Origin of the sequence: Brevibacillus sp. M2.1A (assembly GCF_013284355.2) — a bacterium.
Lineage (GTDB): Bacteria > Bacillota > Bacilli > Brevibacillales > Brevibacillaceae > Brevibacillus.
The window spans coordinates 262,041-287,954 of sequence record NZ_JABSUY020000001.1; the positions used below are offsets into that span (position 1 = coordinate 262,041).

Below are 25,914 nucleotides of genomic sequence, written 5' to 3' on the forward strand. Positions count from 1 at the left end.
AGATTCAATAGAAAAGCCAGTGCCCGATCGTCAGGCACTGGCTTTATTACGTGGTTTTCTCCCTGTTAGATGGCAAAGTTCCTTTCAAATAGGGACTCAATACTGGCAGCCACTTCTTGCTCATCGGCCCCCTCCACCTCAAACATAATTTCATCTCCGGTCTTTACCCCCAGAGCCATTACGCTGAGGATGCTTTTGCCATTTGCCTGCTTGTCATTGTAGATCATCTTGACCGACGAGCTGTATTGATTGAGCAGGTTCACCAAGACAGAAGCAGGGCGAGCATGGAGACCTCCACTCACGGCTACTTCCAGATTCATTCGGATCAATTTCACGCCTCCCTTCCTGTCTGAATGCTCACAGAAAAAACTTCCTGATGACTTCTGCCACCCCATCCTGATCGTTCGTTTCCGTGACATGCCGAGCCAGCTGTTTCAGATCATCAGGAGCATTGCCCATCGCCACACCCATTCCGGCGAATTGGAGCATCTCTGCATCATTGTAATTGTCGCCTACAGCAACGATCTCGTCAGGCTGAATCGCAAGCCTCTCACTCACTACCGCAAGACCACTTGCCTTGGAGATGCCCACAGGCAATATTTCTAAATTATTGGCACCCGATGCCGTCACGCGAACCCCCGAAAGCTCGGCTTTCTCCAGCTCTTGTCTTGCTGCCAACAGACGCTTCTCGTCGCCCGTGACGAATATTTTCGGAGCACACACTTCATGTTTTCGAACGTATCCGGCTATCAACCGCGAAGCCTGGATTTTGAGCGGGTATTGATTTTTCCACAGCTGGCGCAGTGTCCAGGCATTTAACAGCGGAAACAAGTCCGTCCACTTCCACGTGCGATTCGTGACAGCATAAGCCTCGTGCAGCAACATGACATCCAAGCCGTGCGATACGAGTATTTCTGTAATCCTCGCCGCCATCTCATACGGAATGCGCTGTACATACAGCACCTGATCTGTCTTGGGATCTGCGACGTATGCGCCATCATGAGAAACAAGTGGTGCGCTGATCTGGAACTGCTCCGCCAACGATTTTGCCGATGGGTATGCCCTGCCGGTTGCCAGTGTGACGTAGACGCCTTGCTTCACTAACTGGGTAATGGCCCGCTCTGTTACTTTGGATAAGCTGTGGTTCGACATCAAAATCGTTCCGTCCACATCCAGGGCGAGGAGTTTGTATTTCACGCGAGTCCCATCCTTATGTGACGGGCTTGAAAAACTGGGGCAGGTGCTCCTTGTGCGCCTCCAGCATCTCATCGAGTATTTTTTTGGCGATCACATCAGACGGCACCAGCGGGTTAATATTCATCGCCAATAGCGCCTTATGGTAATCACCCGTTACAGCTGCCTCAGCTGCCACTCGCTCAAACGATTTGATTTGCTGTACGAGTCCACGCACGGGAACAGGCAAATCACCTACCGCCAAAGGAATCGGTCCTTCTCTTGTAATGACGCAGTTCACCTCGACTGCCGAATCATCCGGAATGCTGGCAATCGCTCCATTGTTGCGAACATTTACCGTCTGGATATCGCGCTTGTCGTTGTAAATGGAGTAAATCAGATTGCAAGCTGCCTCGCTGTAATAGGCCCCGCCGCGTTTCTCCAACTGCGGAGGCTTGATATCCAAGTCTGGATCTTCGTAGAGCGCAAACAGCTCCGCTTCCACCTGCTTGACCACTTCAGCCCGCGTCCCCTTCTGCTCCGCTTCTTCCAACTCATGCTCAAGCATCGTGCGCGTCTGGTAGTAGTAACGATGATACGGGCACGGGAGAATCCCCAGTGCTTTGATGAAATCCTTATCCCAACCAAGGTCCAAAATATTTTGCATTGTAATACCCGATTGGTCGCCCGTGATTTTATCGATTACCTGGGAAATGACGTTTTCCCCATCCAAGTACACACCCAGTCCGAAGATCATATGGTTCAAACCGGCAAAATCAATATGAACCCGTGATTGCTCGACGCCTAAAACAGTGGCAACACCCATTTTCATCCCGATGGGAACATTACACAGTCCAATGACCTTTTTGCGGTTGGTATACCGCAGCACTGCCTCTGTGACCATACCAGCCGGATTCGTGAAGTTAATCAGCCAAGCATCTGGACATAGCTCTTCCATGTCACGACAAATGTCCATAATGACCGGAATGGTACGCAGGCCTTTGAACAAGCCGCCAGGTCCATTCGTTTCCTGACCGATCACCCCGTATTTCAAAGGAATCCGCTCATCCTTGATTCGCGCATCCAAGAGACCCACGCGCATTTGCGTCGTAACAAAATCTGCACCCGCGAGTGCTTTTCGCCGATCCATCGTCAAATGGATCTCGATAGGCACCCCTGCCTTCTCTACCATCCTTTTTGCCAGGGCGCCTACTGTTTGCAGCTTTTTCTCGCCCTCTGGAATATCCACCAGCCACAGCTCTCGGACAGGCAACTCATCGTAGCGCTTGATGAAGCCTTCCACCAGCTCAGGTGTATAGCTAGACCCTCCACCGATCGTCACAATTTTGATTCCGCTCATACTCCTGCCTCCTTGCCTGCATGGATTTGGCTGTACAGCTCGACAAACTCCGTCGCCAAATCTTTGACTGTAATTGCGTTCATCAAATGATCCTGGGCGTGAATCAAGAGCATGCTAATCTCAGTCTTTTCGCCCGCTATCTCCTTCTGGATAAGTGCCGTTTGATTTTGGTGTGCACGCCCGAGCTCTTCTCCTGCACGCTTCAATGCGTCCTCCGCACCTGACAAGTCTCTATTTTTAGCCAGAGCGATCGCTTCCATTGCCAGACTCCGCGCATTTCCTCCGTGAAGTATTAGTTGAAAAATAACGTCTGTATGGTCCATCCTATCTCCACCTATCCAAGTTCGCTAAAAGTCACGAGCTGTATTTTTTGATCACGAATGTATTGCTTTAACTCTGCTGCTGTTAAGATTTTTAATTCTGTGGTTCGTTGCTTTGCGTATGAACTGCCTGTCAGTACCGCTTCGTCCAAATAAGCAGGGTGCGTCATGATCTCCACTACAGGATAATCTGACATATCCTCTATGATCTTGACAAAGGTTTGTACGGTTAGGTCGTCTCCATAAAAATGATGAGAAAAGCCTTCTGTCGTCAAAACACCCGACTGGTCTCGCTGCTCCTGTGACCCGGACATCCACGGATAGCGAACTGGCACTCGATATTCCTCTGCCAGCTTCAGAACAATCGGCAAAACGGCTGGATGTGCATGTACATGGTGGTGGCTGTCGATATGGGTCAGCTTGAGCCCCGACGCCATGAACCTCTCCAATTGAGTCCGCAGCTCCCGCTCGATCTCATCCGGTGCAGCAGAAATCAAATGATCTTGCCCGCGTCGAAAACGCCCCTCTCCATCCGTTAGCGATGGTACATCCTGACTGACTGGCGATCCGCATGTGAGCACCAGATGAATGCCTACTCCGAGCGTTGGATGTTCTTTGGCCAGCCCTACAGCGTGCTCGAACCCCTCCATATTGACCATCAAGGTCGCAGAAGTAACGACTCCATCCCGATGCGCTTCGACGATGCCCAGATTGACGCCTTTGGAATACCCAAAATCGTCTGCATTCACAATCAATTTCATAGATAGCCTCTCCTCTAGCGATTACATAGTCACAGCTGTATCGGAAGCAGTACCAGCTTTTTCTTCAACTACCTTTTGTTTATCCCACAAACGGAAGAACGGATAGTAGATCGCGAGCGAGATGAGGAAGTTCACCGCTTGAAGAACCATCCCCGATACTTTTCCGCCTGTAGCCAAATATCCGCTGACAAATAATGGTGTCGTCCACGGAACAGATACCCCGCTTGGCTTTGCTACCCATCCCAGCGACATCGCAAAATAGCTGATAATGACCAATATGACAGGGGTAATCACAAATGGAATAATCAAGAGCGGGTTCATGACAATCGGCATCCCGAAGATGACCGGTTCATTGATGTTAAACAAACCAGGCCCAATCGAGAGTCTGCCGATGTTTTTCATCTGCTTGCTTCGCGCCATAAATACCATCAGGACAACGAGAGCCAAAGTAGCACCTGATCCCCCTGCATAGATCCACATGTCAAAAAATTGCGTGGTGACCACGTTCGGCAATTCACCGTTCGGATTTGCCTGAAACGCCGCTCTGTTCTGGTCCATCAGTGTTAGCCAGATGGGACTCATAATGCCACCGACTATCGCCGCACCATGCAAACCAACAGCCCAGAGAATATGAATGAGCAACACACAGATGATGGCGCCAATCAAGCTGCTGCCGACCACACTCAATGGTCCGACAAGAAGATCTTTTACAATATTATGAATACTCTCAAAAGAGGTGTTTTCTAGCAGAATCCGAATCAGCCAGACAACGATAAGCACAGCACCCGCAGGGATCAATGCCACAAAAGAGCGGGAAACAGCAGGGGGAACGCCGGGTGGCATGGAGATGACGATTTTCATTTGGATGATTTTGCGATAAATCTCGGTTCCTAAAATCGCCAATATCATGGCTACAAACAATCCCTGACTACCCATCAGCGTAACGGGAATGACTCCGCCTACCTCTTGGGCTGCACTCACTCCCTCAGGGGTGAACATTACTTTATACGGAGTAGCGAGCAAGAAGGAAGCAACAGAGATCGCTCCAGCCGACAGCGGATCGACCTTGTATTTCTCTGCTAGTCGGTAGGCGACGCCAAAACTCACAATTAACCCCATGATGTCAAAAGTAGCGCCTACTGGATACAGTAGCTTCGTCCGCCATTTTTCGCCGAAAATACCGCCCATGAATTCGTCATAACCAGGTATCGGTATGAAGCCAATGATGAGGAACAGTGAACCAATGATCAACAAAGGCAAAGTAAGGATAATTCCGTCACGAATGGCCTGCAGATGCTTTTGTTCCGCCATTTTTCCTGCGATCGGCATCATGCGGTTTTCCATAAATGAAACAAATCCGCCCACACGCATCCCCCTCCTACTGTTTTAGACGAAGTGCAAACTCAAGCACGTTTTTCCCGTTCAACGTTCCGTAATCGACCGTGCTGATTACGTCTACAGGAATTCCTCTGGATGCCCCTTCTTTTTTCATCTCTGTCAGCTTGTAACGAACTTGTGGCCCCAACAAGAGTACTGCTGCTTGATCGATATGATTCTTCACTTCATCTGCAGAAACTGCCCATATTTTAGCGTCCAACCCTTTTTCTCTGGCAGCCTCCTCCATTTTTTGAACCAGCAAGCTTGTCGACATACCCGCTGCGCAACACAATAAAATATTCATTGTACCCCCTCCTCTCAACGAGTGATGCCTTACTGTAACAGCAAGTTGCGTGCCAAAACACCAAAAAATGTATGCGCTTACTGAGAAAACCGCATGGTTAGTCATATTTCGCGACCTCATCGCCTGCCATCCCCATTAGTGTTTTTATGTAAGCGCTGTAGTGTTTGATTTTGAATAAGGAATAGTCAAAAAATAAAACACTGGTTAGGCCAGTGTTTTATTGTGTATGAAGAAATTCATGATAAAACAAACGTCGTCTTCGCTGATCACTACCTCATATTTGTCTTCCAGCGGCAATAATTCATGGCGGATTAAGCTGTACAGCTTGCGATTCTCCTGCAAAAAACTTTCTTTTTGAATATACGCCACGGATTGCGCACCTGCTTTCAGACGATCTACCAAGCAGCAGATATGCAAGTAGGCCCCAATTCGCGTGTCAAAAACCAAATAATTGTTCAATCGCTCCTCCATACGGCCGACACACATCCTCACGTCTGCGAGAATATCTTGACCGTCTACCATTTGCAGATGCTCCCCCAGCGACTCTTGCATCTTCAGGTAGGCCTCTTCCAGATCGATCACTTGCTGGATATCAGACATCGCTTCTCCGTTCAAAACATCGTCCATGCTATGGTGGCGCAATTCGCGGTCGAGAATGTAATTGCTCACCACGAACAGAATTTTTCTCTCTTCCTTGATTTTTCGAAGCTGACTGCGTGCCTGTGCCTTATCGATCAGTTGCAGCGGCACAAATTCCAGAAGGCTATCATCGTACCTGAGCCTCGATTCCAGCAGCTTTTTCAAAAACAAGGCACTGCCTTCCCCAGACAGGCAGGCAGCGACAATCGTTAGCGCTGGAACATGCTTTTGCACCTGTTCTTTCGGCTGCTCCTCCCGTTGGTAGAGCGACATGCCCACGACATCTCGGTAAACATCCTCCAGCGAATGACCGAGCATGGCCTTTCGAGTGGCTTCAATCACATGCGGCGTACTGACCATCGGAATGACCTTGACCGGAATGCCGATCTCCCGCTCGATAATTTCGCCAAAGCCGAGCAGCGATCCCATATCCACGAGCAACAGCAGTCCAGCCTTGCTCCCGATCTCTCTGGCTACTTTCATTGCTTTTTCCAAAACACTCATGGAATCTTCTTCAAGCGGCAGGTCAATGGCTCTCGCATATTGTGTGACTAGCAATCGGTTCGTCACATCGACCATCGCTGTCGCACCGCCGCTTCCGTGCGTAATCACAAGCACTCCGATTGTTTCCCGTTCTTCCTCCATGCTGACATCGTCGAGCACGAAAAACATGGTCAAATATCCAGCCTCACCAATCGGCAGATCCATGAGTATCGCTTCTTCTATCATGCGAACGCACTCTAGCGCCACTGCAAACTCTTTCTTGTATTTGATTCGCACATGGTTGATTTGCGGATTCACGATTTGCTTGCCTTGCGCGAGCCGCTCCTTCGATGTCTGAATATGCAGCGCGAGACCAAAGATTACCTTCTGGCTCAAAATCTTCTCCAGCTTGGCCTCTGCGAAGCGAACGATCTCTTCCACGAGGTGAATGATGAACGGGTCGATAATTCGGGCCATGTCGCCCTTATTTACGCGTTGATGGACGCCTTTGATAAAGGTCGTAAAATAATTCTCGATGTCAAACTCCAATTCTTCTTCACTCACACCGAGGTTTTGCAGCTCATATATTTTTTGCTCGATTTTTTCATAGACACTGTCCGTTGTATCCTCTGTTTCTCGTCCGATCCAGATGCCCTCTTTTGATGGCTGCACGACAAAGCAATTGTGCTCCGTCCCAATGATTTCATCGAGCTCCTGCTTGTAATCCTTCACCAAAAGCAGCCCTTGCTTGACATGATGCGGCAGGTCCTGAACCGACACGTGTAGCTGATTCTTTTTTAACGAAATGAATTCGGCATAGGCGCTGGCGCAGGTGAGTTGAATATCCGTTTTTAACTGTCCAATGTTATTCGGGCAGTGATAGCACAAGAATGCCTGCACAGCATTGGCCGATATCTGAATCTCTCTCCCCAACCGAAAGGCCTCTTCTTGAAAAATTTCCATCGTAATACTGAAGCGCTCTTCCAAGCCACGCTCAACCAAAGATGGCAGCTTGATGACCATGGGAATGCGCCTCATGAACGTTTTTAAGAGACTCGACTCCGGATTTTCTGTCGTGGCCATGACAATCTGGACGTGAGCCGTCCGCTCCATCTCTGTTTCCCCTACGCGGCGGTATATACCCTTATCCATAAAGGTAAAAAAGATTTCCTGTCCTTCCGCCGGCAGCCGATGCACCTCATCGAGAAAGAGAATGCCGCCGTCTGCCTTTTCCACGAGTCCTTTGCGGTCCATCTCCGCTCCGGTGTACGCCCCTTTTTTGACTCCGAACAATTGACTGATTAAGAGCTGCGGGTTGTTGGCATAATCGGCACAGTTAAAAATCACGAAAGGAGCATGCTTATCCAGGCGTCCAATATCCACGGCAAACTCGTGAATCATCCCAGCAAACCACGATTTTCCTACACCTGTTTCCCCCAAAATCAAGCAATGCATCCCTCGCGGCGGATACAAAACGGCCGCCTTTGCCTGCTCAATACGCGTGATCAGGCTCTTGTTGGTCTTCGCCAGCCTGTCCAGCGACGTCTCCGCCAAATAGAGCGAATCGTTTCCTTGCTTGGCAAAAAACAGCGTCGGACGCCCTTCTTCCTTCCCGATTCGACCTTCCTTCCACAAACGGTTCAAATCGCTGCTCACATTCGCTCGACTCAAACCAAGCCTCTCAGCCAAATCTGAAGCGCTTACTTTTTTATCGGGACCAGCGTCTACTAACGTCTGGAATATTACATCTACTCGTTTCACTCTATCACCCGCCGTTGAATAGATAGAAAGTCACGAAATGCACAACCAATCCTTTTCATTTCCACGAATATTTGGAAAAACCTGCTTGCTGCTTTTCCCCCTTCCCCCGTTTTTGTCCCGATGATTTATTTTTCCGTCTCCTTTCCCTGGTGTACGATATAATAGATAAATAATGATTGACAGGAGATAGCAAATCCATGATGGTTTTCATCGTGTTTACCATATGGGCATTAGGTCTGTTTGTGCTGTTCACAGACCCGAAACGAACGTCGATCCGCTGGGCTTGTGCAACTGCCTTTGTTGGGGCTGGGGGCTTTATCTCAGGCGCGATTGACGAGACGATCATGCCCTATTTTGCAGATTACCTGGCCGCAAAGCCCGGGACCACGAACACCCTGATATTAGTAAGCCGCATCTCTTCTTTTGTTTGCCAAGCGGGCTTGCCCTATACGTTTCTCATGTTTTCCGTGCACTCAACTGAATTCTTGTCTCGCAGAATAAAGCTGACGATACAATATGCTGCTCTCATCCTGCCGCTTGGGATGCTTTGGATTACACCCGTTTATCCCGAACTGCTTTTTAACTACTGGATTATGGTGGCATGGGTGATTCCGTTTTTTCTGTTCTCCTGTACGTTGCTTGTCGTACAGTACATGCGAGAAAAAGATCCACTCGTGAAAAAGAACAGCTTTTTCACGAACGTACTCATCATCGTTCCGTTGTTTTTCGTCTTTATTTTCATCTATATCATGCGCACTCAGAACGATTACGAAGCTTGGCGCTACAACATTGGCGTGGTCACGATCCAGTTTATCCTGATCGTTGCCATCAGTTTGAAATACGGCTTTCTGGGCGTCCGTCTCCGCGTGGAGAAAAGACGTCTGGACAGTACCTTGCGTGCCTTGACTTCCGGTGCGCAAATCATTAACCATACGATCAAAAATGAAGCAGGCAAAATCTCGCTGTATGCCGACCGTATCGAGACATATGCGGATGAAACCAACCAACCGTCGCTAAAAGAAGATGCGCTTGTCCTGATGCAATCCTCGCAGCATATGCTGGACATGATGAATCGGATTCAAAACCAACTGCGAGACGTCGAGTTGCGAGAAGAACCATGTGACCCTGGCCAAATCATCGGGCAAGTCACACAAAATCTGACGCCCTATATCCTGAAACAACAGGTAGAAGTCGTTAGTGAATTGGACGAAGCCCTTCGCTTGTATGGTGATGGCGTACAACTGCGCGAAGTCATCACCAACTTGTGCATGAATGCGCTGGAAGCCATGAAGTCGGGCGGCAAGCTTCATCTTCAGCTATTTTTGTCCCACAAGCATCTCATCATCACTGTCGCAGACACAGGCACAGGCATCACAAAAGAGAACCTGCCTCATGTACTCGATCCTTTTTTCTCGACAAAAAGGACAGGGCAAAACTTTGGTCTCGGGCTCTCCTACTGCTACAATGTCATGCAAAAGCATCAGGGCCAACTGGAAATCTACAGTGAGCAAGGCAAAGGAACCACCGTTTTCCTGTTCTTCCCGAAAAAGCGCGTCATCACAACCGACTCTGAATAGCGAAAGGACGCAAACACACATGAATCCAATCAGGGTATTTTTAGTAGAGGACGATCCCGTCTGGCGCAAAGGCCTCATTGACTTCCTGAACAAAGAACCGGATCTCACTGTAGTAGGGGAAGCAGGGTTCAAAGCAGAAGCAATCGAGCGCTTTTTGCCTGCCAAAGCGGATGTCGTCTTAATGGACATTAACTTGACCGAGAACAATTTGGACGGGATCGAGACGGCAATCGAATTCATGGCACTTCAAGCTGACAGCAAAATCATCATGCTCACCTCTCTGACAGACGAGGCAGTGATCGTGGAATCATTTTCCGCAGGTGCCGTCAACTACATCAGCAAATCGAGCTTCAAGGAAATTCCCGACGCCATCCGTGCTGCTCACAACAGCCAATCTGCCATTCACCCTACGGCGGCTGCGGCACTGCGCAACGAATTTTTGCGTTTGAAAAACGATGAAAACCAAAAGCTGTTATCTCCCGCAGAAAGAGACATCCTACAACTCATCCACCAAGGTCATACGCAGACGCAGATCGAACAATCTCTCCACATCACGAAGCGTACGATCAAAAATCACATCAACCGAATCCTTAAAAAAATGGGCGTCAAAACAAGCAAGGAAGCGGCCGCAAAAGCCAGCCAAAAAAAGCTATTCTAGGTCTTATTACCAGGTACCAATGAATGTTGGTACTTTTTTTACATGCTCCACTCTTTACAATGAAAGCTATAGAGCAACTCTCAATTATCCCTTGTAAAGGTGTGGTCCACATGGCCCTTATTTATTCTTTCTTAAAAACGATCCTGATGCTGTGGTTTCGTCCTCGTGTGCTTGGACTCTCCAAAATCGACTTGTCGAAACCATCTCTTATCACTCCCAATCACGTCTCCTTGCTAGATGCGGTACTCCTATCCTTTTGCTTACCAAAAGAAGCGACCTTTGTCGTCAACACGGAGATTGCCAAGCGGTTTGCGTTTTTCCTCCGCTTCCGCAAGCATATCGCAATCGATCCGCTCAACCCGTACTCCATCCGCCACATGCTCCGCGTCCTTCGAAACGGGCAGACGCTGGTGATTTTTCCAGAAGGTCGGATTACGACGACGGGCGGCATCATGAAAATCTACAGCGGTGTCGGCTATCTCGCGCTCCGAACTGGTGTAACGGTTTACCCAATCATTATTAATGGCCTGGAACGTTCGATCTTCTCATATTTGAAAGGAAAGCTGAAGCTCTCCTGGTTCCCTGATGTGACCATGACAGTAGGCACTCCGTTCACCATCGAGCGCGATCCAAACCTGTCGATGCGCCAACAAAAAGCCACGGCCAATGATCGCATCCTGCGTACTCTCCAAGAAGGCTTGTTCGAAAGCAGAATGAAGCAAAACGTGAATCTGTTTGATGAAGTTCTCGAAGCAGCTCGCCTGAATGGTGCAAAAATGGAAATCGCCAAGGACCTGACGTCCGCGATCAACTACAAGACCTTGTTAATCGGCAGCTACTTACTCGGCAACAAATTGCAGCCGATGCTCTTGGGAAAACCGGTTGTCGGTGTTTTCCTTCCCAATTCAGTGGGTCATCTCGTAACGTTACTCTCGTTGTTCCGCATCGGCGCCACTCCAGCCATCCTGAACTTTTCACTCGGGATTCGTTCCCTGCTGGATTGCTGCGAGACTGCTCATATCGATACGATCCTGACATCGCGTGTATTCATTGAAAAAGGAAAGCTGGAGCACATCATCGCAGGTCTTTCACCGAGCATGAAAATTATTTATCTCGAGGATTTGAAAGCATCCGCGACTGCTTTTGATAAAGTGTCTGCACTCTTCTCTTATTTTCGGAAGAAAAAGGCTTCTGCGGCTAGCAACGAGCTGATCCTCTTTACCTCCGGCAGCGAGAGCAAGCCAAAAGGTGTCATCCTGACGCATACGAATCTATACGCGAATATTCAACAAGTGACCAGTGTGATTGACATTACGAGTCGCGACAAGTTTTTCAATGCCCTGCCTATGTTCCACAGCTTCGGCCTTACTGCGGGAACACTCTTACCGGTAGTGAAAGGCATCCCGGTCTATCTGTATCCAAGTCCGTTGCATTACAAAGCGATTTCCGAATTAGTCTACGACCAAAACGCAACGATTCTCTTTGGAACCTCGACCTTTATGGCTGGTTACGGACGTATGGCCCATCCTTACAACTTCTACACCTTGCGCTACGTATTTGCAGGAGCGGAAAAGCTAAAGGATGATGTGCGCAAGCTGTGGATGGAAAAGTTCGGTGTGCGGATTTTTGAAGGCTATGGGGCAACGGAAACAGCTCCGATCCTGGCGCTCAACACCCCGCTGGCTAACAAACCGGGAACCGTCGGGCGCTTGATGCCAGGGATGTCCGCCAAGCTGGAACCAGTAGAAGGAATCGGTGCTGGCGGAGAGCTTTTGGTGAAGGGTCCGAACGTCATGAAAGGTTATATGATTCACGGAAAAGGCTTTGTTCCCGCTGAGGAATGGTATCACACAGGTGATTTGGTTACTGCTGACAAGGACGGCTTTCTCAGCATCCAATCCCGCTTAAAGCGCTTCGCCAAAATCGGTGGCGAGATGGTTTCGCTCAATCTGGTTGAAGAACTGGCTATGCAATGCTTTGGACACTCCGGTTTTGCTGCGATCACAGTGAATGATGCGCGAAAAGGTGAGCGTGTCCTGCTATTTACCACAGATGAAACGGTTCAACTGAGTCAATTGCGCGCGTATTTGACGGAAAAGCAATTCTCGCCACTGCTCATTCCAGGTACGATGCAAGTCATCAAGGCTCTACCACTTCTCGGTAGTGGAAAAACGGATTACGTCAGCCTGAAACAACTGGCCGAAACGGGAGGAAAATGATGTGAACATACGATTAAAACCACTACAAGCCCTGTACTTCACTCAATTTCTATCGGCCTTTGCCGACAACATGATTTTGTTTGTCATCGCGAATCTGCTGCGGGAGAACGGTTTTTCTCCCGCGATGCTTGCACTCGTATCGATTTCATTCTTTCTCCCTTACGTTTTTCTCGCTCCACTGGTTGGGCCTTTTGCCGACAAGCACGCCAAGTCTATCGTGCTGGTGATCGGCAACCTGATTAAAGCACTTGGTGTCGTCTTGCTGTTTTTCATTGACCAGTCGAGCATCATCATGCTGATGTTGTGTTACTTCACAGTAGGAGTCGGAGCGGTCGTGTATTCTCCAGCCAAGTACGGCATTTTGCCGGAGCTGACTCGAAATGAAGATGAACTGTTTCATGCGAATGCACGTATCGAAGCCTATACGATCTTTGCGATTTTGACAGGAATCGGTGGTGGTGGAGCCATCGCAAACATGACGGCACCGCTTATCTCGTCTGGAATTTGTCTGCTGATCTATCTGCTGTCGCTCGGTATGACTTTCTTCGTTCCACGCATGAGAGGGAATGCATCCATTCGCTATGGGGCAGAAGCACGACGCTTTTTCATCGACTTCCAGCACCTGATGAATCGTCCGGAAACGAGCTTTGCCCTGATTGGAACCGGAGCATTCTGGATGTCCTCCGCTGTCCTGCGCGTGGCCGTTCTGGCTTGGATTCCCCTCGCGCTTGGGATTAACCCGGAGAGCTTCTCTGTGTCACTGATTCTCGCAACGACATCCATCGGAATTATCGCGGGAGCTTTTCTCGCTCCCAAACTCATTCCTTTGACTCATTTCACTCGATCGCTGACATACGGATTCGGAATGTTTCTCATCATCGTGCTATTTCCCTGGACGAATATCACCTTTGTTGCCATCAGTCTATTGCTTCTCGTCGGGTTTATGGGCGGCGTGTTCATTATCCCGATGAATACCGTTTTGCAGGATGAAGGCAAACGGATGGTCGGTTCCGGGAAAACGATTGCGATTCAGAATTTCATCGAGAATCTGCTGATGGCCGTAGGCTCCGGCATTTACTACCTGATCACCTATATCGGTATCTCCATCTCCGGTGCGATTGTTGGTCAAGGGCTGCTGTTGCTTGGGTTCCTGTTGTACCTGGTGAAGTACCGCCGACGTATCTTGCGTTGAAAGATTGGCATCGTCGAAAAAGAAAAAGCCGTGACTACTAGCGTCACGGCTTTTTTGCGTCTATCTATGCTATTTCTTTTGCTGCGTATTGGTTGTCGGTGTACCCGATTTCTCCGCAGCCTTTCTCGCTTCGTTCAGTTGATGATAAAATTCACCTTTTGTTTTGACTGTCGCGAACTTCGCTGCATTGATTTTTGCTTTTGCAGTCAGCTCGGTGATTTCTTCTTTGGTTATCGCGTCCTTGATGTTGATGGAAGCGATATTGGTGTATTTGCCATCTGCCGTTTTCGGAACGCTCAGAATGCCTGCATTGATTAGCTCTACTACATCCTTGCGTTCAGGTGCAGCGGTGTCCACGCCTGTAATCTTCCAGTTGTTTTGTACTTTTGGCTCGTAAACGCCTTTTTTCACTTCTTTTAGGTACGCAATAGCACGGTTGCGGATCGTACCACCTGTTTCACCGAACGCAGTATTGTCTTTGGAAGACCACAGTTGTTCGAACTTGCGTCCTTCCAACGCGCCACCTTTTGCCTGCAAAGCTTCCATCCGGTATGAGTTCATCCCGAGCTTCAAGGTATCTGTAGCCTTGATCGGTGTCTCATCGAGCTTGCGCAGGTTCGTGATGCGGCTGCCGTATGGCTTGGTCAGGTCGATCTCGTATTTCACGCCACCGAAGAAATCGTTGGTGCTGTATTTGGAAGCGCGGCGTTTTGGATCAAAGCTTACGGTCACGTCACCAGGACGCGTGGAATTGAAGTAGCCCACAGCCCATTCCATATAGTCCTTCAAGTCTTTTCCGGTTACTTTGTATACAGTAATTTCGCCACCCGCGTATTGGTAGTTGTAGGCGATATCCTTTTTCTTGATCGGACCGATATCCAGCTTGGCTTTGTCGTTGTCGATCTGGTGAGCAACCACGTCTGCTTTGCTATAGTAGAGCATCACTTCGTGGAAAAAGTCGGATAGTGGCGTCTCCTGAATTTGGACCGTCGGGATGCCCTCTATCTCGTTTTTCGCTACAAGGTTCATGCCTTTGAGCTCTGCTACGACGATGTTGGCATCTGCACGCGCGAACTCATGGAAAGGCTTGAGCTTGGTTTCCAGCGCTGCATCGGATACTGCTGGTGTGCCATCTGCGCCTTTTACAGGGACCGCAGTCGCTTCCTTGTCAGTCAGCACGAGCTTGCCGTCTTTCTTCTCGAAAGTCAGGTCAATGCGAGAGAGATGCGTACCGTATTTGTCCGGCTCTGTAATCAGGACGCCGTTGATCTCTTCCTTTTTCACGAGCTTGTGCATATGACCTGCAAAAATCGCAGTCAGTTCTGGAACAGCGTTCGCGATATCTGCTACGCCCGTACCCGGAATTCCGTTTTCATTCTCGATGCCCATGTGCATGAGACCGATCATGACGTCTACTTTGCCTTCCAGCTCTTTTACAGCTTTCTTGGTTTCTTCTACCGGATTTTTGATCACGAGGCCATCCAGATGATCGGTTCCTTTTTCGAAATCAGTAATCATCGGGGTGTTCATCCCAATGACGCCGATTTTTACACCGCCACGCTCAATGATCGTGTACGCAGGCAAGAAACGCTCGCCATTTTCCTTGTAAATGTTCCCTGCCAACACAGAGCCTTTGTATTGGCTGCTTACCTTGTCCAATACATCGAGTCCAAAATTAAATTCATGATTGCCGAAAGCCCATGCGTCATAGTTCATTTCGTTCATCGCGACCATGACAGGAGATTGCGGTTGGTCGTTGAAAAGCTCTGCCGAGTTGTCTTGGATCGAATCGCCTGCATCCAGCAACACGGTGTTTGGATTTTCTTTGCGAATCTCTTTAATCATCGTGAACAATTGCGTCATACTGCCATTTGGATTCGGGCCATCCAGCGCATAATCCCACGGCATGAATCGTCCGTGAATGTCAGATGTACCCAGCAACGTAATTTTGGTAGGTGTTTCTGCGGCCTTTACCGGTGCGGCGATCCCCATCATCGCACTGCCCAGCACCATGGATGTAAGTGCTACACTGAATAAGCCCTTCGCTAGTTTTTTCATGTTTTCCCCTCTGTCTCTCTTAATCTGTCAATGCCCTCGATGGTGTTGCTCTAATTGTCCTCCTGTTCTATTTTGTATGAAAATTCTGGGTTGCTATTTAACTATAGCAGGCATATGAAAGGAAAAATAGCAAAAAAGCCGTGACGTACATGTCACGACTTGATCGCTGCATAGTTCTGCAAACACTCCAGAAAGAGTTCTCCGTACTTCTCAAATTTCGCCTCGCCAACTCCTTTGATCTGGAGCATGGCTTGTTTGTCAGTCGGGCAAACACTGCTCATTTCTTTCAAGGTACTGTCTGGGAAAATCACGTACGGCGGTACTTTTTGTCGCGTCGAGATTTCCTTGCGCAATGCTCGCAGGTGCTCGAACAACTCGTCATCCTCTGTCAGCTGCACAGGGCGAATCGAGATTTTTTGCACAACGCGCTCTTCACCCCGCAGAACAGGCAATGCCCGCTCCCCTAGCTTTACGATTGGATATTGGCTCTCCGTGACTTGTAAATAGCCTTCAGCAATGAGGAGCTGGATCAAATCTGCGATTTCTTTTTCCTTGTATTCCTTCATCAATCCGTACGTAGGCAACTGGTCGAAGGAAAACTGGGTGACCTTTTTATTCTTGGAGCCTTTCAGTACCTGCGCGACGAGTGCGGCACCGAAGCGCTCTCTCATACGTTTGACGCAGGAGAAAATCTTCTGTGCTTCGAGCGTGATATCGGACAGCTCGGTCTCATCGGTGCAGTTCCCGCAACGTCCGCACGCGGCAGCATCAGTTTCACCGAAGTATTGCACGATGTTTTGCTGCAAGCAGCGCGGCGTCCGGCAATAGTCGATCATCGCGTACAGCTTTTTGTACTCCAGCTCCTTGCGCTCGTCCAGCAGTTGATTTTGCTCGATGAAAAACGTTTGGGTCTGGATATCCTGCGGCTGAAACAACAGAATACACTCACTTGGTTCCCCATCGCGTCCAGCACGGCCCGCTTCCTGGTAATACGCCTCCAGGTTTTTCGGCATGTTGTAATGAATAACGTAGCGCACATTGGACTTGTCGATGCCCATGCCAAAAGCGTTGGTTGCGATCATCGTCCGGACATCATCGAACAGGAATGCTTCCTGGTTGGCCGCACGTTCCTCTTCCGTCAGTCCTGCATGGTATTTGGTCACAGCAAAGCCACGCTTGTCCAAATCTGCATGCAAAGCGTCCACGTCTTTTCTCGTTGCCGCATAAATAATACCCGCCTGCTGCTTATTCGCCCGCAAGTACGCCTGGATGAATTCTCGACGGTTCTCCCCTTTGCGTACAGACAAGATGAGATTGTCTCTGCCAAACCCTGTGATAAAAAGGCGCTCGTCCTGTAATTCTAGCTGTCGCTTGATGTCCTCGGTTACCTCCGGTGTCGCTGTTGCCGTCAAGGCTGCGACGAGCGGACGCTGTGGCAAGGATTGAAGAAAACGGGCAATTGCCAAATAGCTCGGACGGAAATCATGGCCCCACTGCGAGACGCAATGCGCTTCGTCTACTGCCACAAACGAGATCGGAACATCCTGAATCAGATTTTGGAACGTTTCGGATTCCAAACGCTCTGGGGCGATATACAACAGCTTGTACTCTCCCCGCGCCGCCATACGGAGTCGATCGCGAACCTCGCTATAATCCAGTGAGCTGTTAATTTGGGTGGCGGGAATGCCCATGCTGACCAGTACGTCGACCTGATCCTTCATCAGCGAGATGAGTGGGGAGATCACGATGGTTACTCCTTCTTGGAGCATCGCGGGGACTTGATAGCAGATGGATTTCCCGCCGCCTGTTGGCATGATGCCTACTGTGTCATGTCCGGCCAACAGGCTCGTGATGATTTTCTTCTGGCCTTCTCGGAATGATTCGTAGCCAAAGTACTTTCGTAGAATCTCTTGCGCTTTATTTAACAAAGAGAATCACCTTCTCTTTCGACGGATTTTCAATGGGTTTCTACTAGTGTAAACATAGGGATTGGGACAAAACAAGGGGGGACTGCTGCGTTTGGGTCAACATGGTGGAGGGGAAGAAAAAGCACAGTTCTCTTCGACTCTGACACGCCAGCATGGGGGATTGACTGGTCGTCTCCACTTCAAAAAGGGGACCGTCGATCCAAAGCCACCCTACGGGCGGACGTTTCTCAGGGAAGAAGTGTTCGACAAGCGTGGTCCCCTTTTTGAAGTTCCGACTGGGTAGGCGTTGTCAAGGTCTGCGAGCCCTGTGCTTTTTCTTCTCGCCAGCTTTCTTTGCTCACCCACACCTTTTTTAATAATAAAGAAATAAGCACCACAGGGGTGCCTAATAAGTAGCCTAGGAAGAGACGGACAAGATGAATCGTTTTTTCTGTAGAAGCCAAATGAACAAGTACACGATATACCCGATTATCCCGCCCGCTGTATTTAGGAGCAAATCATCGACATCGAACGTTCCGACGTTCATTACGAGTTGTGTCAGTTCCACACCGAGGCTTAGCATCAGAGATAGCTGGATGACTCTGAATAGGGAGCCGGCTTTTTTCGGGAACAAGAGTGGCAGAAGGAAGCCAAATGGCATGAAGGCGATCACGTTGCCTACGAAGTTCACTGCACTGTGCCAGCTTTGGTTATTTCGTATCAATTTGATATAGTTCTCGATTTCGTGAAAGGGCACCAAATTACTCTGATAGCGTAAGCGCTCCACAATCACAGAGGGATCTTTCCAAATGATTTTACACTGATCCACTAGCAAGCTGCTGTCCAAACTGCCGAATTTAAACAGCAGTACCTTCACGACGAGAAACAAGTAAAGGGCAAACACTGCATAACCTGCAATTACAAGCAGTTCTGTCGGTCTCTCCACTTTTTGCACGTTATCCATTGTCAAACCCTCTCTCCCCATCAGTTTTTTTGTCACTGTAAAACGATTGACATCTTCTTTTGCGCCCGTCACGACGGAAATGAGCCGCTTGTCATAACCTCATGCAGTCAGGATAGACTTTTCGTTTAAAATTAACGGAAACGAAAGGTAAAGAAAAAGTAAAGCTTTCTCAAATGCTTGAGATTGTACGTGGTAGCCAAACGGTAAAGGTCGTCCATTCATTTGTGCTTTCAACGGAAATGGTGCCTTGGTGCAGATCGATGATGCTTTTGGCGATAGCAAGACCAAGACCCGAGCCCCCTGTCTCTTTCGAACGTGAGCCCTCCACTCGAAAAAAGCGTTCAAACAAGCTCGATACATATTCAGCCGGGATCGGCGCTCCGTTATTGGCAACGGAAATCGCGACACCTTCTTCTTGCTGAAAAACGCGAATGATAATTTCTGTACCATCGTGTCCGTATTTCACTGCGTTTGAAATGAGGTTTTCCAAAACGCGAACGAGCTTGTCAGTATCTCCCGCCATTTCAATTTTTTGATCGGGCGTATCTACGATTAAACGAAGCCCCGCCTCATTCGCCACGAGCCGAAAGCCGACTGATACTTGCTCAACCAGCTCTACCAAGTCAAACTGCGTTCGCTTCAAATACGCTCCGCGATTGCGGACCTTCGTGTACTCAAACAAATCATTGACGAGCACGTTCATCTGTTTGGCCTTTTCGTAGGCGATATGAGCGTAGTGCTTGAGCTTCTCCTCGTCCTTTTGTTTGTTCTGTTCAATCAGCCCAAGGTAGCCAATGATGGAGGTCAACGGCGTTCGCAAATCGTGAGAAACGTTGGTGATCAGCTCATCCTTCGATTGTTCCAGCCGCCGCTCCTCCTCCATCGCATCCAAGGCGCTTTTGACCAGAGCATGGATGCTATCTACGACTTGGCCCAAGCTGCCGTTTGGACGAATAGAAATCTGGTGATGATAGTTGCCTTTTGCAATGAAATGCAGCTCGCTTATGATTTGTTCCATCTGCTTTTGTTCTAGGTACTTGCGGATACGAACGACCGACCACGCTGCAAACATACCGGTTGCCAACAAAATAATGGGGATTTTAAAAGAGTTGATATCGAAATTGACCCGCATCTTCCAGATGAACTCTCTGATTTCCGGGATGGTGTATAAATAGTTGTTGGCAAAAAAATCGGCCATTTGAAAAACAGCGTAGATGATCATGAGGCCGAGCAGCAAATCGAAAAGGATGCGAATAAAATCCTTGGCTCTAAGCTTCAATTTTATAGCCGACCCCCCAGACCGTCTGTATCACCTTCTCGCCATTGGTCGCCTTCTCCAGTTTTTCCCGCAAGTTGCTGATGTGAACCATTACCGTTTTGTAGGAAACGAAATTCTCCATTTTCCAGCAGCGGTCAAAAATTTCTTCCGAGCTGAATACCCGATTTGGATGACTTGCCAGAAGATGCAGGACAGAAAATTCCAATGCCGTCAGCTTGATCGGGGTGCCTTCTTTTGTCTGAACGAAGTGGCTTTGCTTGTCGATAATCAATGGCCCCGCCTCAATCACATGATCCTGTTTGCTTGCCTGCGTGTAGTTCGACCGTCGCAGGAGAGACTTGACCCGCGCAATTACTTCCAGCGGATTAAAAGGCTTCGCCACGTAATCGTCTGCACCCGTCATCAAGCCCAGGATTTTGTCCATATCATTCGTTTTGGCACTCGCCATCAGGATGGGGATAGTCGAGTTTTTTCGTATGCGCTTGGTAACTTCCAGCCCATCCAGATTGGGCATCATGACATCCAGAATGACGAGATCGATGGGCTTCTGCTCCAGCTTCTCCATCGCTTCCAAACCGTCAAAAGCCTTTTCGATCTCATACCCTTCATTGCTCAAATATATCGCCATCAGTTCTACAATCTCTTTGTCGTCATCTACAATCAAAATTCTCACGGACAAACACCTCCGAACTCATGCGTAGTAGATATAGATAGCATCACTATAACAAGAATTGTTAAAGAAAAGGTAAAGCAAGTAAGACTAACCGCCGAATGAGAGAGCAATATTTCAAACCTCCCCTTGTGTTATAACTAACTTGAATTTGAATCAAGGGAGATGAAACCATGAGTAATTTGAAAGGAAAAATTGCGTTGGTAACCGGAGCAAGCCGCGGGATTGGTCGTGGCATCGCATTACGTCTGGCACAGGACGGAGCATTCGTCGTCGTACACTATGGAAGAAGACAAGAAGAAGCAGAAGCAGTCGTACGTGAGATTGAACGCGCTGGAGGCCAGGCATTCGCAATCGGCACAGACTTGCGTACCCTTGACGGCATTCGTAATTTTTATGCGACATTGGACGAAGCACTGCAGAAGCGTACAGGAGATCATCGTTTTGACATTCTCGTCAATAACGCTGGGATCGGACAAATCTTAACGTTGGAAGAAGCTACCGAAGAATCGTTTGACGAGGTCATGAACATCAATGTCAAAGCACCATTTTTTATGATCCAACAAGCTTTGCCCCGTCTAAGAGAGGAAGGCCGTATCATCAATCTCTCATCCTTTGTGACTCGTGCAGCTTCCCCAAGTGTGTTCACTTACAGTATATCGAAAGGGGCTGTAAACACACTGACGCTAGCCTTGGCAAAGCAACTGGGGAGCCGTCAGATTACGGTAAACGCGATCCTTCCTGGCATTATTAACACCGAGATGAATGCTGGTACGTTGCAAAATAATCCGGATGGGCAGAAGTATGCCGCCGGACTTTCTACCTTCAACAGATGGGGAGAGCCTGATGATGTAGCGGATATTGCCGCTTTTCTGGCTTCCTCGGACAGCCGTTGGGTAACCGGGCAATTGATTGATGCAAGTGGCGGATCGCATCTGTAATTGTCTTCAAAAAAATAACCGATGGCCACTACACGGAACCATCGGTTTTGTTTATGAAGCCCCTTATTCTTTTGGATGAATCATTTGTTCAGGGCGCACAACTTGATCGAATTGCTCTTCGGTCAGCAGATTGCTCTTGATCGCCGCTTCCTTGAGTGTAATGCCTTCTTTGTGAGCCAGCTTCGCTACGGCTGCTGCATTTTCATAGCCGATATGCGGGTTCAGCGCCGTCACCAGCATCAGCGAGTTGTTCAGATTTTCTTTGATCACTGTCAGATCAGGCTCGATACCTACTGCGCAATTGTCGTTGAAGGACTTCATCACGTCTGCCAACAATCTTGCGGATTGCAGGAAATTGTAGATGATGACTGGCTTAAACACGTTCAGCTCGAAGTTCCCCTGACTTGCAGCAAAGCCAATCGCAGCATCGTTGCCCATCACTTGGCATACGACCATCGTCATCGCTTCGCTTTGGGTCGGATTCACCTTGCCTGGCATGATCGAGCTGCCTGGTTCGTTCGCCGGAATGATAAGTTCACCGATTCCGCAACGCGGGCCGCTCGCCAGCCATCTTACGTCATTGGCGATTTTCATCAGATCCGCTGCCAGTGCTTTGAGGGCACCATGTACATGAACGAGCTCGTCATGGCTGGTCAGCGCGTGGAACTTGTTTTCTGCGGTCACGAATTGGTGCTTGGTTTCCGCGCTGATTTCTGCAGCGACCATTTCACCAAAACGAGGATGAGCATTGATTCCTGTTCCTACCGCCGTACCGCCAATCGCCAGCTCACGCAGGTACTCGTTGCTCTCCTTGATCATTTTTTCGGATTTTTCCAGCATGCGTACCCAACCGCTGAATTCTTGGCCCAGTGTCAGTGGAGTCGCGTCCTGCAAATGCGTGCGACCGATTTTGATGATATCCATATAGGCTTCGCTTTTTTCTTTCAACGTTGCCTTTAACAGCTGGAGTGCAGGCAGTACTTGCTCCTCGATAGCGACCAGTCCAGCCATGTGCATCGCTGTCGGGAACGTATCATTAGAGCTTTGCGATTTATTCACATCATCGTTGGCATGGATGCGAGCCGAGCTGCCTTTCGCTTCGAGCAATTGGTTCGCGCGATGAGCAATGACTTCGTTGACGTTCATGTTGGATTGCGTGCCGCTGCCAGTTTGCCAGACAACGAGAGGAAAATGCTCATCCCATTTTCCTTGGATCACTTCATCTGCTGCCGCCACAATCGCTTCTGCCTTTTCATTGTCGAGCTTGCCCAGCTTTTGATTTGCCAGCGCAGCGCTTTTTTTCAGGATGGCAAACATGCGAATCAGTGGAAGTGGCATTTTTTCTTCGCCGATTTCAAAGTTTTGGAAGCTGCGTTGTGTTTGGGCCCCCCACAGCTTATCCGCCGGAACCTTGATTTCTCCAATCGTGTCCTTTTCAATTCTGAATTCCATCTCGCATCCTCCTCGTTATCAAGCGTTTCCTTATGTAAAAAAGGATAAGGCAGTTCTTCTTCACTAAAATGATAATGATTTTCATTCTTGTTAGCAAGGGATGAAGTGCTTTTTGGGGGAAAACTAAAAATATTGCTGTCCTCAAACGGTTGGGGTCGGGGGAAGCCCTGCCACATGTCTTCCAGTCGCCTATATCCTCTCTTCGTTCGGGCGGTCTCCTTCCAGACATGTGACAGTGCTTTCGTACAGCTTATGTGTAGTAGGAGCTTTTACAACGTTTGGTAAGTATTTCAGGAAGACTTTATGAGTTCACTCTCAAGAGTGGAAACAAAAGCTACGTAGAAGAAGCGCATTTCCAATCCAAGCGCCTCTGGAGCCCGACCTAGCGTTGGAAAAAATGGCGGAGGCCGAAGCGTAGACTGGAAATGCGCTTCTTCCTTCACGACAGCAACTAAAAAAGACGAAAGCCAAATCTCGATAGCCTCCGTCTTCTAGTATTCCTTTTTATCTGCTTTCTACTTCTACCGACATGACATGATCGACAGCCTTCAACAAGCTGTAAATATCCGTCGTATACGTATTTTCCGACGCTGTAATCATCATTTCCAGCTTTTGCAGATTATTGTCCAAGTCTTTGACCTTCACCCGCTTCACTTGCAGTTCGAGGTGCTTAATCTGCTTGAACACCAAATCCAAATCGCCCCCACCTTCGACCACAATCTTGATCGACAAATCTCTTTGTCTGAGTGATTCTGGACCAACCAAGCGAAGAATGACTGGGAACAAATTAATCGCCAAAATAATGAGGATCGTCGCGGTCACTGCCTCAAAATAAAATCCTGCACCTACTGCAATCCCAAGTCCAGAAGCCGCCCAGACCATCGATGCTGTGGTCAAACCTGATATGACATCATTACTCCGGCGTAGAATAACACCAGCCCCAAGGAAACCTACACCGCTCACAATTTGAGCAGCCAAGCGCAGCGGGTCCATATTCGTGTGTCCGGGCAAGGAGAACCGATGCACGGATTCAATCGAGACAATCGTAATGAGACAACTCGCAACCGAAATAACCATGCTGGTTTTTACACCCAGCGGCTTGTGCTTGAGCTGCCGATCCATACCAATCATCAAGCCTAGAAATAGTGCAACTCCTAGTTTTAGCAAAAAATCATACGTTGTGAATACCGAGAGTGACATGAGTCTCTCCCCCCCTCTGCTTTGATGTCAGGTTATCTTCCATCATCTATGATAAGAAGTATATCTGGTCTTTCACCTAGTGTAAACGAGGCTTTCATTCTTCATGCAAAAAGCGGAAAACCCCCACATCAGGGATTTTCCGCTTATCTGTTTCCTTATGAATGGCTGCGAATCATGCGTTTCTGTAACGACAGCAGACGTCCAAAAAGGAAGATGGCACCGGCAGCCAATCCCGTAATCAGACCAATCCAATATCCGAATGCGGCAAGCGAAGTGAATTTCGCCAGAATGTATCCCAAAGGCAAGCCAATCACCCAATAAGATATCAGCGCAACGATAAAGGTAACGGTCACATCCTTGTACCCGCGCAGTACCCCTTGTATAGGTGCTGCGACGGCATCAGAGATCAGGAAGAGGATCGAGTACATCAAGAAATGCTGGGCAAGCTCCAACACCTCGATGTCGGTCGTGTAAAAACCAGCCACCTGCTTGCTAAACATCAGCAAGCTGATTCCGAACAAAAGGGCAATACCAAGAGCGATACCTATACCCAAATAACTGTACTGCTTCGCGTCCCGGAACCTTTTGGCTCCCACCTCAAAGCCGACGACAATCGTCAACGCCATGGATATGCTCAATGGAACCATGTACAGGAATGATGCGAAGTTCATCGCTGCCTGATGCGCAGCAATCGTAATCGTGCTGTATTCACTCATGAACAAAGTGACGGCCGCAAAAATGCTAACCTCGCAAAAGATCGAAAATCCGATAGGAAGCCCCAGTTTCAGCAGCTCTTTCCATGCCTTCATCGAGATCCGATGAAATTTGGAGAACAAACCGAACTCAATGAATGGGTGCACGCGATTCACGACAAACAGAGTAATCAGCAAAATACACCAGTATGTGATGCCAGATGCAAGCCCGGCACCGATTCCACCCAGTCGAGGCAAACCAAAGTTACCAAAGATAAGAGCGTAGTTCAACAAGACATTAATCGGCAACGAAAGCAGGGTAATGAACATTGTTACCCGTGTCTGTCCTAATGCGTCGATAAAGCAACGGAGCACCGTATAAAGAAACATCGGAATAATTCCAATAGCGATTGCATGCAGGAAGCCGCGAGCAATCGTACGCACCTCAGGCTCCAATTGCATCCAGTTCAGGATCGGATCAAGCACCAAACCACCGACGATGATGACACCGACCGCAATCCCTACACTCAAATACAAAGCTTGCATAACCGTGTAAGACACCTGATCTTGTTTCCCTGCCCCAACCATCTGTGCAACCATCGGCATGACAGCCATCAGAATCCCCGTCAAGCCTGCTTGAACAGGTGTCCATAAACTAGCCCCAATCGCTACCCCTGCCAAATCTGTCGGACTTGCATGTCCAGACATGATGGTATCGGCGAACGTCATCGAAAACAGCGCAAGTTGTGAGATCAAGATCGGAAGCAAAACAGCCAAAAACTGTCGCCATTTTTCTTTTAGCGAATAGGTTTCATTCATTTTTCATTTCCTTCTAACTTATAAGATGGGCTTATCTTTCAAATTATAAGTATAGCAAAACAAGCAGGAATCAGCAAAATACTGGCTGCACTTTGACGAACAAAAGCC

22 protein-coding genes are annotated in these 25,914 nt (G+C 48.6%); 6 read left to right on the plus strand and 16 right to left on the minus strand.

What is annotated here, in order from left to right; all coding sequences use genetic code 11:
* Window positions 1–65: 65 nt before the first annotated feature.
* From HP567_RS01185 to HP567_RS01220, 8 genes are all read right to left on the minus strand, one after another.
* Complete coding sequence (locus HP567_RS01185; RefSeq protein ID WP_048035997.1) at window positions 66–329, minus strand: HPr family phosphocarrier protein; 264 nt, start codon at window positions 327–329, stop codon at window positions 66–68.
* Window positions 330–357: 28 nt separating this feature from the next.
* Entirely contained in the window at window positions 358–1,197 is an 840-nt protein-coding gene (locus HP567_RS01190) for a Cof-type HAD-IIB family hydrolase (RefSeq protein WP_173610305.1), read from the minus strand.
* 13 nt (window positions 1,198–1,210) lie between these two features.
* Window positions 1,211–2,533: a 6-phospho-beta-glucosidase gene (locus HP567_RS01195; protein WP_106654938.1), complete on the minus strand. Its 1,323-nt coding sequence runs from the start codon at window positions 2,531–2,533 to the stop codon at window positions 1,211–1,213.
* Window positions 2,530–2,856 (minus strand): PTS lactose/cellobiose transporter subunit IIA, encoded by a 327-nt coding sequence (locus tag HP567_RS01200; protein ID WP_088909910.1) that lies wholly within the window; start codon window positions 2,854–2,856, stop codon window positions 2,530–2,532. The genes HP567_RS01195 and HP567_RS01200 overlap by 4 nt, the downstream gene beginning before the upstream one ends.
* A gap of 11 nt (window positions 2,857–2,867) precedes the next feature.
* The gene (gene chbG, locus HP567_RS01205) at window positions 2,868–3,614 is read right to left on the minus strand and encodes a chitin disaccharide deacetylase (RefSeq protein ID WP_173610304.1); all 747 of its coding nucleotides are present in this window, start codon (window positions 3,612–3,614) and stop codon (window positions 2,868–2,870) included.
* A gap of 21 nt (window positions 3,615–3,635) precedes the next feature.
* Window positions 3,636–4,985, minus strand: a complete 1,350-nt coding sequence (gene celB, locus HP567_RS01210) for a PTS cellobiose transporter subunit IIC (RefSeq protein WP_173610303.1) — start codon at window positions 4,983–4,985, stop codon at window positions 3,636–3,638.
* Window positions 4,986–4,992: 7 nt separating this feature from the next.
* Window positions 4,993–5,295 carry a PTS sugar transporter subunit IIB gene (locus tag HP567_RS01215; RefSeq protein WP_015893830.1) on the minus strand — a complete coding sequence of 101 codons (303 nt, stop codon included), beginning with the start codon at window positions 5,293–5,295 and terminating at the stop codon, window positions 4,993–4,995.
* A gap of 204 nt (window positions 5,296–5,499) precedes the next feature.
* The gene (locus tag HP567_RS01220) at window positions 5,500–8,178 is read right to left on the minus strand and encodes a sigma-54-dependent transcriptional regulator (RefSeq protein WP_173610302.1); all 2,679 of its coding nucleotides are present in this window, start codon (window positions 8,176–8,178) and stop codon (window positions 5,500–5,502) included.
* A 197-nt stretch (window positions 8,179–8,375) separates the two neighbouring features.
* On the opposite strand from HP567_RS01220, the gene HP567_RS01225 reads away from it, so the two are divergent.
* The 4 genes from HP567_RS01225 (at window position 8,376) to lplT (ending at window position 13,824) form a co-directional block, all read left to right on the plus strand.
* Window positions 8,376–9,755 carry a HAMP domain-containing sensor histidine kinase gene (locus HP567_RS01225; protein ID WP_173610301.1) on the plus strand — a complete coding sequence of 460 codons (1,380 nt, stop codon included), beginning with the start codon at window positions 8,376–8,378 and terminating at the stop codon, window positions 9,753–9,755.
* 19 nt (window positions 9,756–9,774) lie between these two features.
* Entirely contained in the window at window positions 9,775–10,413 is a 639-nt protein-coding gene (locus HP567_RS01230; protein WP_007724579.1) for a response regulator, read from the plus strand.
* A gap of 110 nt (window positions 10,414–10,523) precedes the next feature.
* Entirely contained in the window at window positions 10,524–12,632 is a 2,109-nt protein-coding gene (locus tag HP567_RS01235; protein WP_173610300.1) for an AMP-binding protein, read from the plus strand.
* A gap of 1 nt (window position 12,633) precedes the next feature.
* On the plus strand, window positions 12,634–13,824 hold the full coding sequence (gene lplT / locus HP567_RS01240; protein WP_173610299.1) for a lysophospholipid transporter LplT: 1,191 nt from the start codon (window positions 12,634–12,636) through the stop codon (window positions 13,822–13,824).
* A 69-nt stretch (window positions 13,825–13,893) separates the two neighbouring features.
* On the opposite strand, the gene HP567_RS01245 is transcribed toward lplT, so the two are convergent.
* Entirely contained in the window at window positions 13,894–15,882 is a 1,989-nt protein-coding gene (locus HP567_RS01245; protein WP_173610298.1) for a bifunctional metallophosphatase/5'-nucleotidase, read from the minus strand.
* Between the two features lie 152 nt (window positions 15,883–16,034).
* A complete protein-coding gene (recQ, locus tag HP567_RS01250) occupies window positions 16,035–17,810 on the minus strand; it encodes a DNA helicase RecQ (RefSeq protein ID WP_173610297.1) in 1,776 nt (591 codons plus the stop codon).
* Window positions 17,811–17,901: 91 nt separating this feature from the next.
* Here recQ and HP567_RS01255 point away from each other — a divergent pair, with 91 nt between their 5' ends.
* Window positions 17,902–18,093: a hypothetical protein gene (locus HP567_RS01255; protein WP_173610296.1), complete on the plus strand. Its 192-nt coding sequence runs from the start codon at window positions 17,902–17,904 to the stop codon at window positions 18,091–18,093.
* Window positions 18,094–18,207: 114 nt separating this feature from the next.
* Here HP567_RS01255 and HP567_RS01260 read toward each other — a convergent pair whose 3' ends face one another.
* From HP567_RS01260 to HP567_RS01270, 3 genes are all read right to left on the minus strand, one after another.
* Complete coding sequence (locus HP567_RS01260) at window positions 18,208–18,753, minus strand: VanZ family protein (RefSeq protein ID WP_173610295.1); 546 nt, start codon at window positions 18,751–18,753, stop codon at window positions 18,208–18,210.
* A 169-nt stretch (window positions 18,754–18,922) separates the two neighbouring features.
* Entirely contained in the window at window positions 18,923–20,032 is a 1,110-nt protein-coding gene (locus HP567_RS01265; protein WP_173610294.1) for a sensor histidine kinase, read from the minus strand.
* Entirely contained in the window at window positions 20,022–20,711 is a 690-nt protein-coding gene (locus HP567_RS01270; RefSeq protein WP_016739586.1) for a response regulator transcription factor, read from the minus strand. The genes HP567_RS01265 and HP567_RS01270 overlap by 11 nt, the downstream gene beginning before the upstream one ends.
* Before the next feature lie 164 nt (window positions 20,712–20,875).
* Here HP567_RS01270 and HP567_RS01275 point away from each other — a divergent pair, with 164 nt between their 5' ends.
* Window positions 20,876–21,643: an SDR family oxidoreductase gene (locus HP567_RS01275; protein WP_173610293.1), complete on the plus strand. Its 768-nt coding sequence runs from the start codon at window positions 20,876–20,878 to the stop codon at window positions 21,641–21,643.
* A 63-nt stretch (window positions 21,644–21,706) separates the two neighbouring features.
* On the opposite strand, the gene fumC is transcribed toward HP567_RS01275, so the two are convergent.
* From fumC to HP567_RS01290, 3 genes are all read right to left on the minus strand, one after another.
* Window positions 21,707–23,095, minus strand: coding sequence for a class II fumarate hydratase (gene fumC, locus HP567_RS01280; RefSeq protein ID WP_173610292.1), 1,389 nt, complete (start codon window positions 23,093–23,095; stop codon window positions 21,707–21,709).
* A gap of 504 nt (window positions 23,096–23,599) precedes the next feature.
* Window positions 23,600–24,295, minus strand: a complete 696-nt coding sequence (locus HP567_RS01285; RefSeq protein ID WP_173610291.1) for an MgtC/SapB family protein — start codon at window positions 24,293–24,295, stop codon at window positions 23,600–23,602.
* A 155-nt stretch (window positions 24,296–24,450) separates the two neighbouring features.
* Window positions 24,451–25,806 (minus strand): MATE family efflux transporter, encoded by a 1,356-nt coding sequence (locus tag HP567_RS01290; protein WP_173610290.1) that lies wholly within the window; start codon window positions 25,804–25,806, stop codon window positions 24,451–24,453.
* Window positions 25,807–25,914: the final 108 nt, after the last annotated feature.

Excerpts from the sequence above, each read along its gene's own strand:
- fumC (WP_173610292.1), bottom strand. The coding sequence starts at position 23,095 with ATGGAATTCAGAATTGAAAAGGACACGATTGGAGAAATCAAGGTTCCG.
- HP567_RS01285 (WP_173610291.1), bottom strand. The coding sequence starts at position 24,295 with ATGTCACTCTCGGTATTCACAACGTATGATTTTTTGCTAAAACTAGGA.
- HP567_RS01195 (WP_106654938.1), bottom strand. The coding sequence starts at position 2,533 with ATGAGCGGAATCAAAATTGTGACGATCGGTGGAGGGTCTAGCTATACA.
- HP567_RS01230 (WP_007724579.1), top strand. The coding sequence starts at position 9,775 with ATGAATCCAATCAGGGTATTTTTAGTAGAGGACGATCCCGTCTGGCGC.
- HP567_RS01235 (WP_173610300.1), top strand. The coding sequence starts at position 10,524 with ATGGCCCTTATTTATTCTTTCTTAAAAACGATCCTGATGCTGTGGTTT.
- HP567_RS01260 (WP_173610295.1), bottom strand. The coding sequence starts at position 18,753 with ATGGATAACGTGCAAAAAGTGGAGAGACCGACAGAACTGCTTGTAATT.
- HP567_RS01245 (WP_173610298.1), bottom strand. The coding sequence starts at position 15,882 with ATGAAAAAACTAGCGAAGGGCTTATTCAGTGTAGCACTTACATCCATG.
- HP567_RS01290 (WP_173610290.1), bottom strand. The coding sequence starts at position 25,806 with ATGAATGAAACCTATTCGCTAAAAGAAAAATGGCGACAGTTTTTGGCT.
- celB (WP_173610303.1), bottom strand. The coding sequence starts at position 4,985 with ATGCGTGTGGGCGGATTTGTTTCATTTATGGAAAACCGCATGATGCCG.
- HP567_RS01225 (WP_173610301.1), top strand. The coding sequence starts at position 8,376 with ATGATGGTTTTCATCGTGTTTACCATATGGGCATTAGGTCTGTTTGTG.
- HP567_RS01200 (WP_088909910.1), bottom strand. The coding sequence starts at position 2,856 with ATGGACCATACAGACGTTATTTTTCAACTAATACTTCACGGAGGAAAT.
- HP567_RS01215 (WP_015893830.1), bottom strand. The coding sequence starts at position 5,295 with ATGAATATTTTATTGTGTTGCGCAGCGGGTATGTCGACAAGCTTGCTG.
- chbG (WP_173610304.1), bottom strand. The coding sequence starts at position 3,614 with ATGAAATTGATTGTGAATGCAGACGATTTTGGGTATTCCAAAGGCGTC.
- HP567_RS01275 (WP_173610293.1), top strand. The coding sequence starts at position 20,876 with ATGAGTAATTTGAAAGGAAAAATTGCGTTGGTAACCGGAGCAAGCCGC.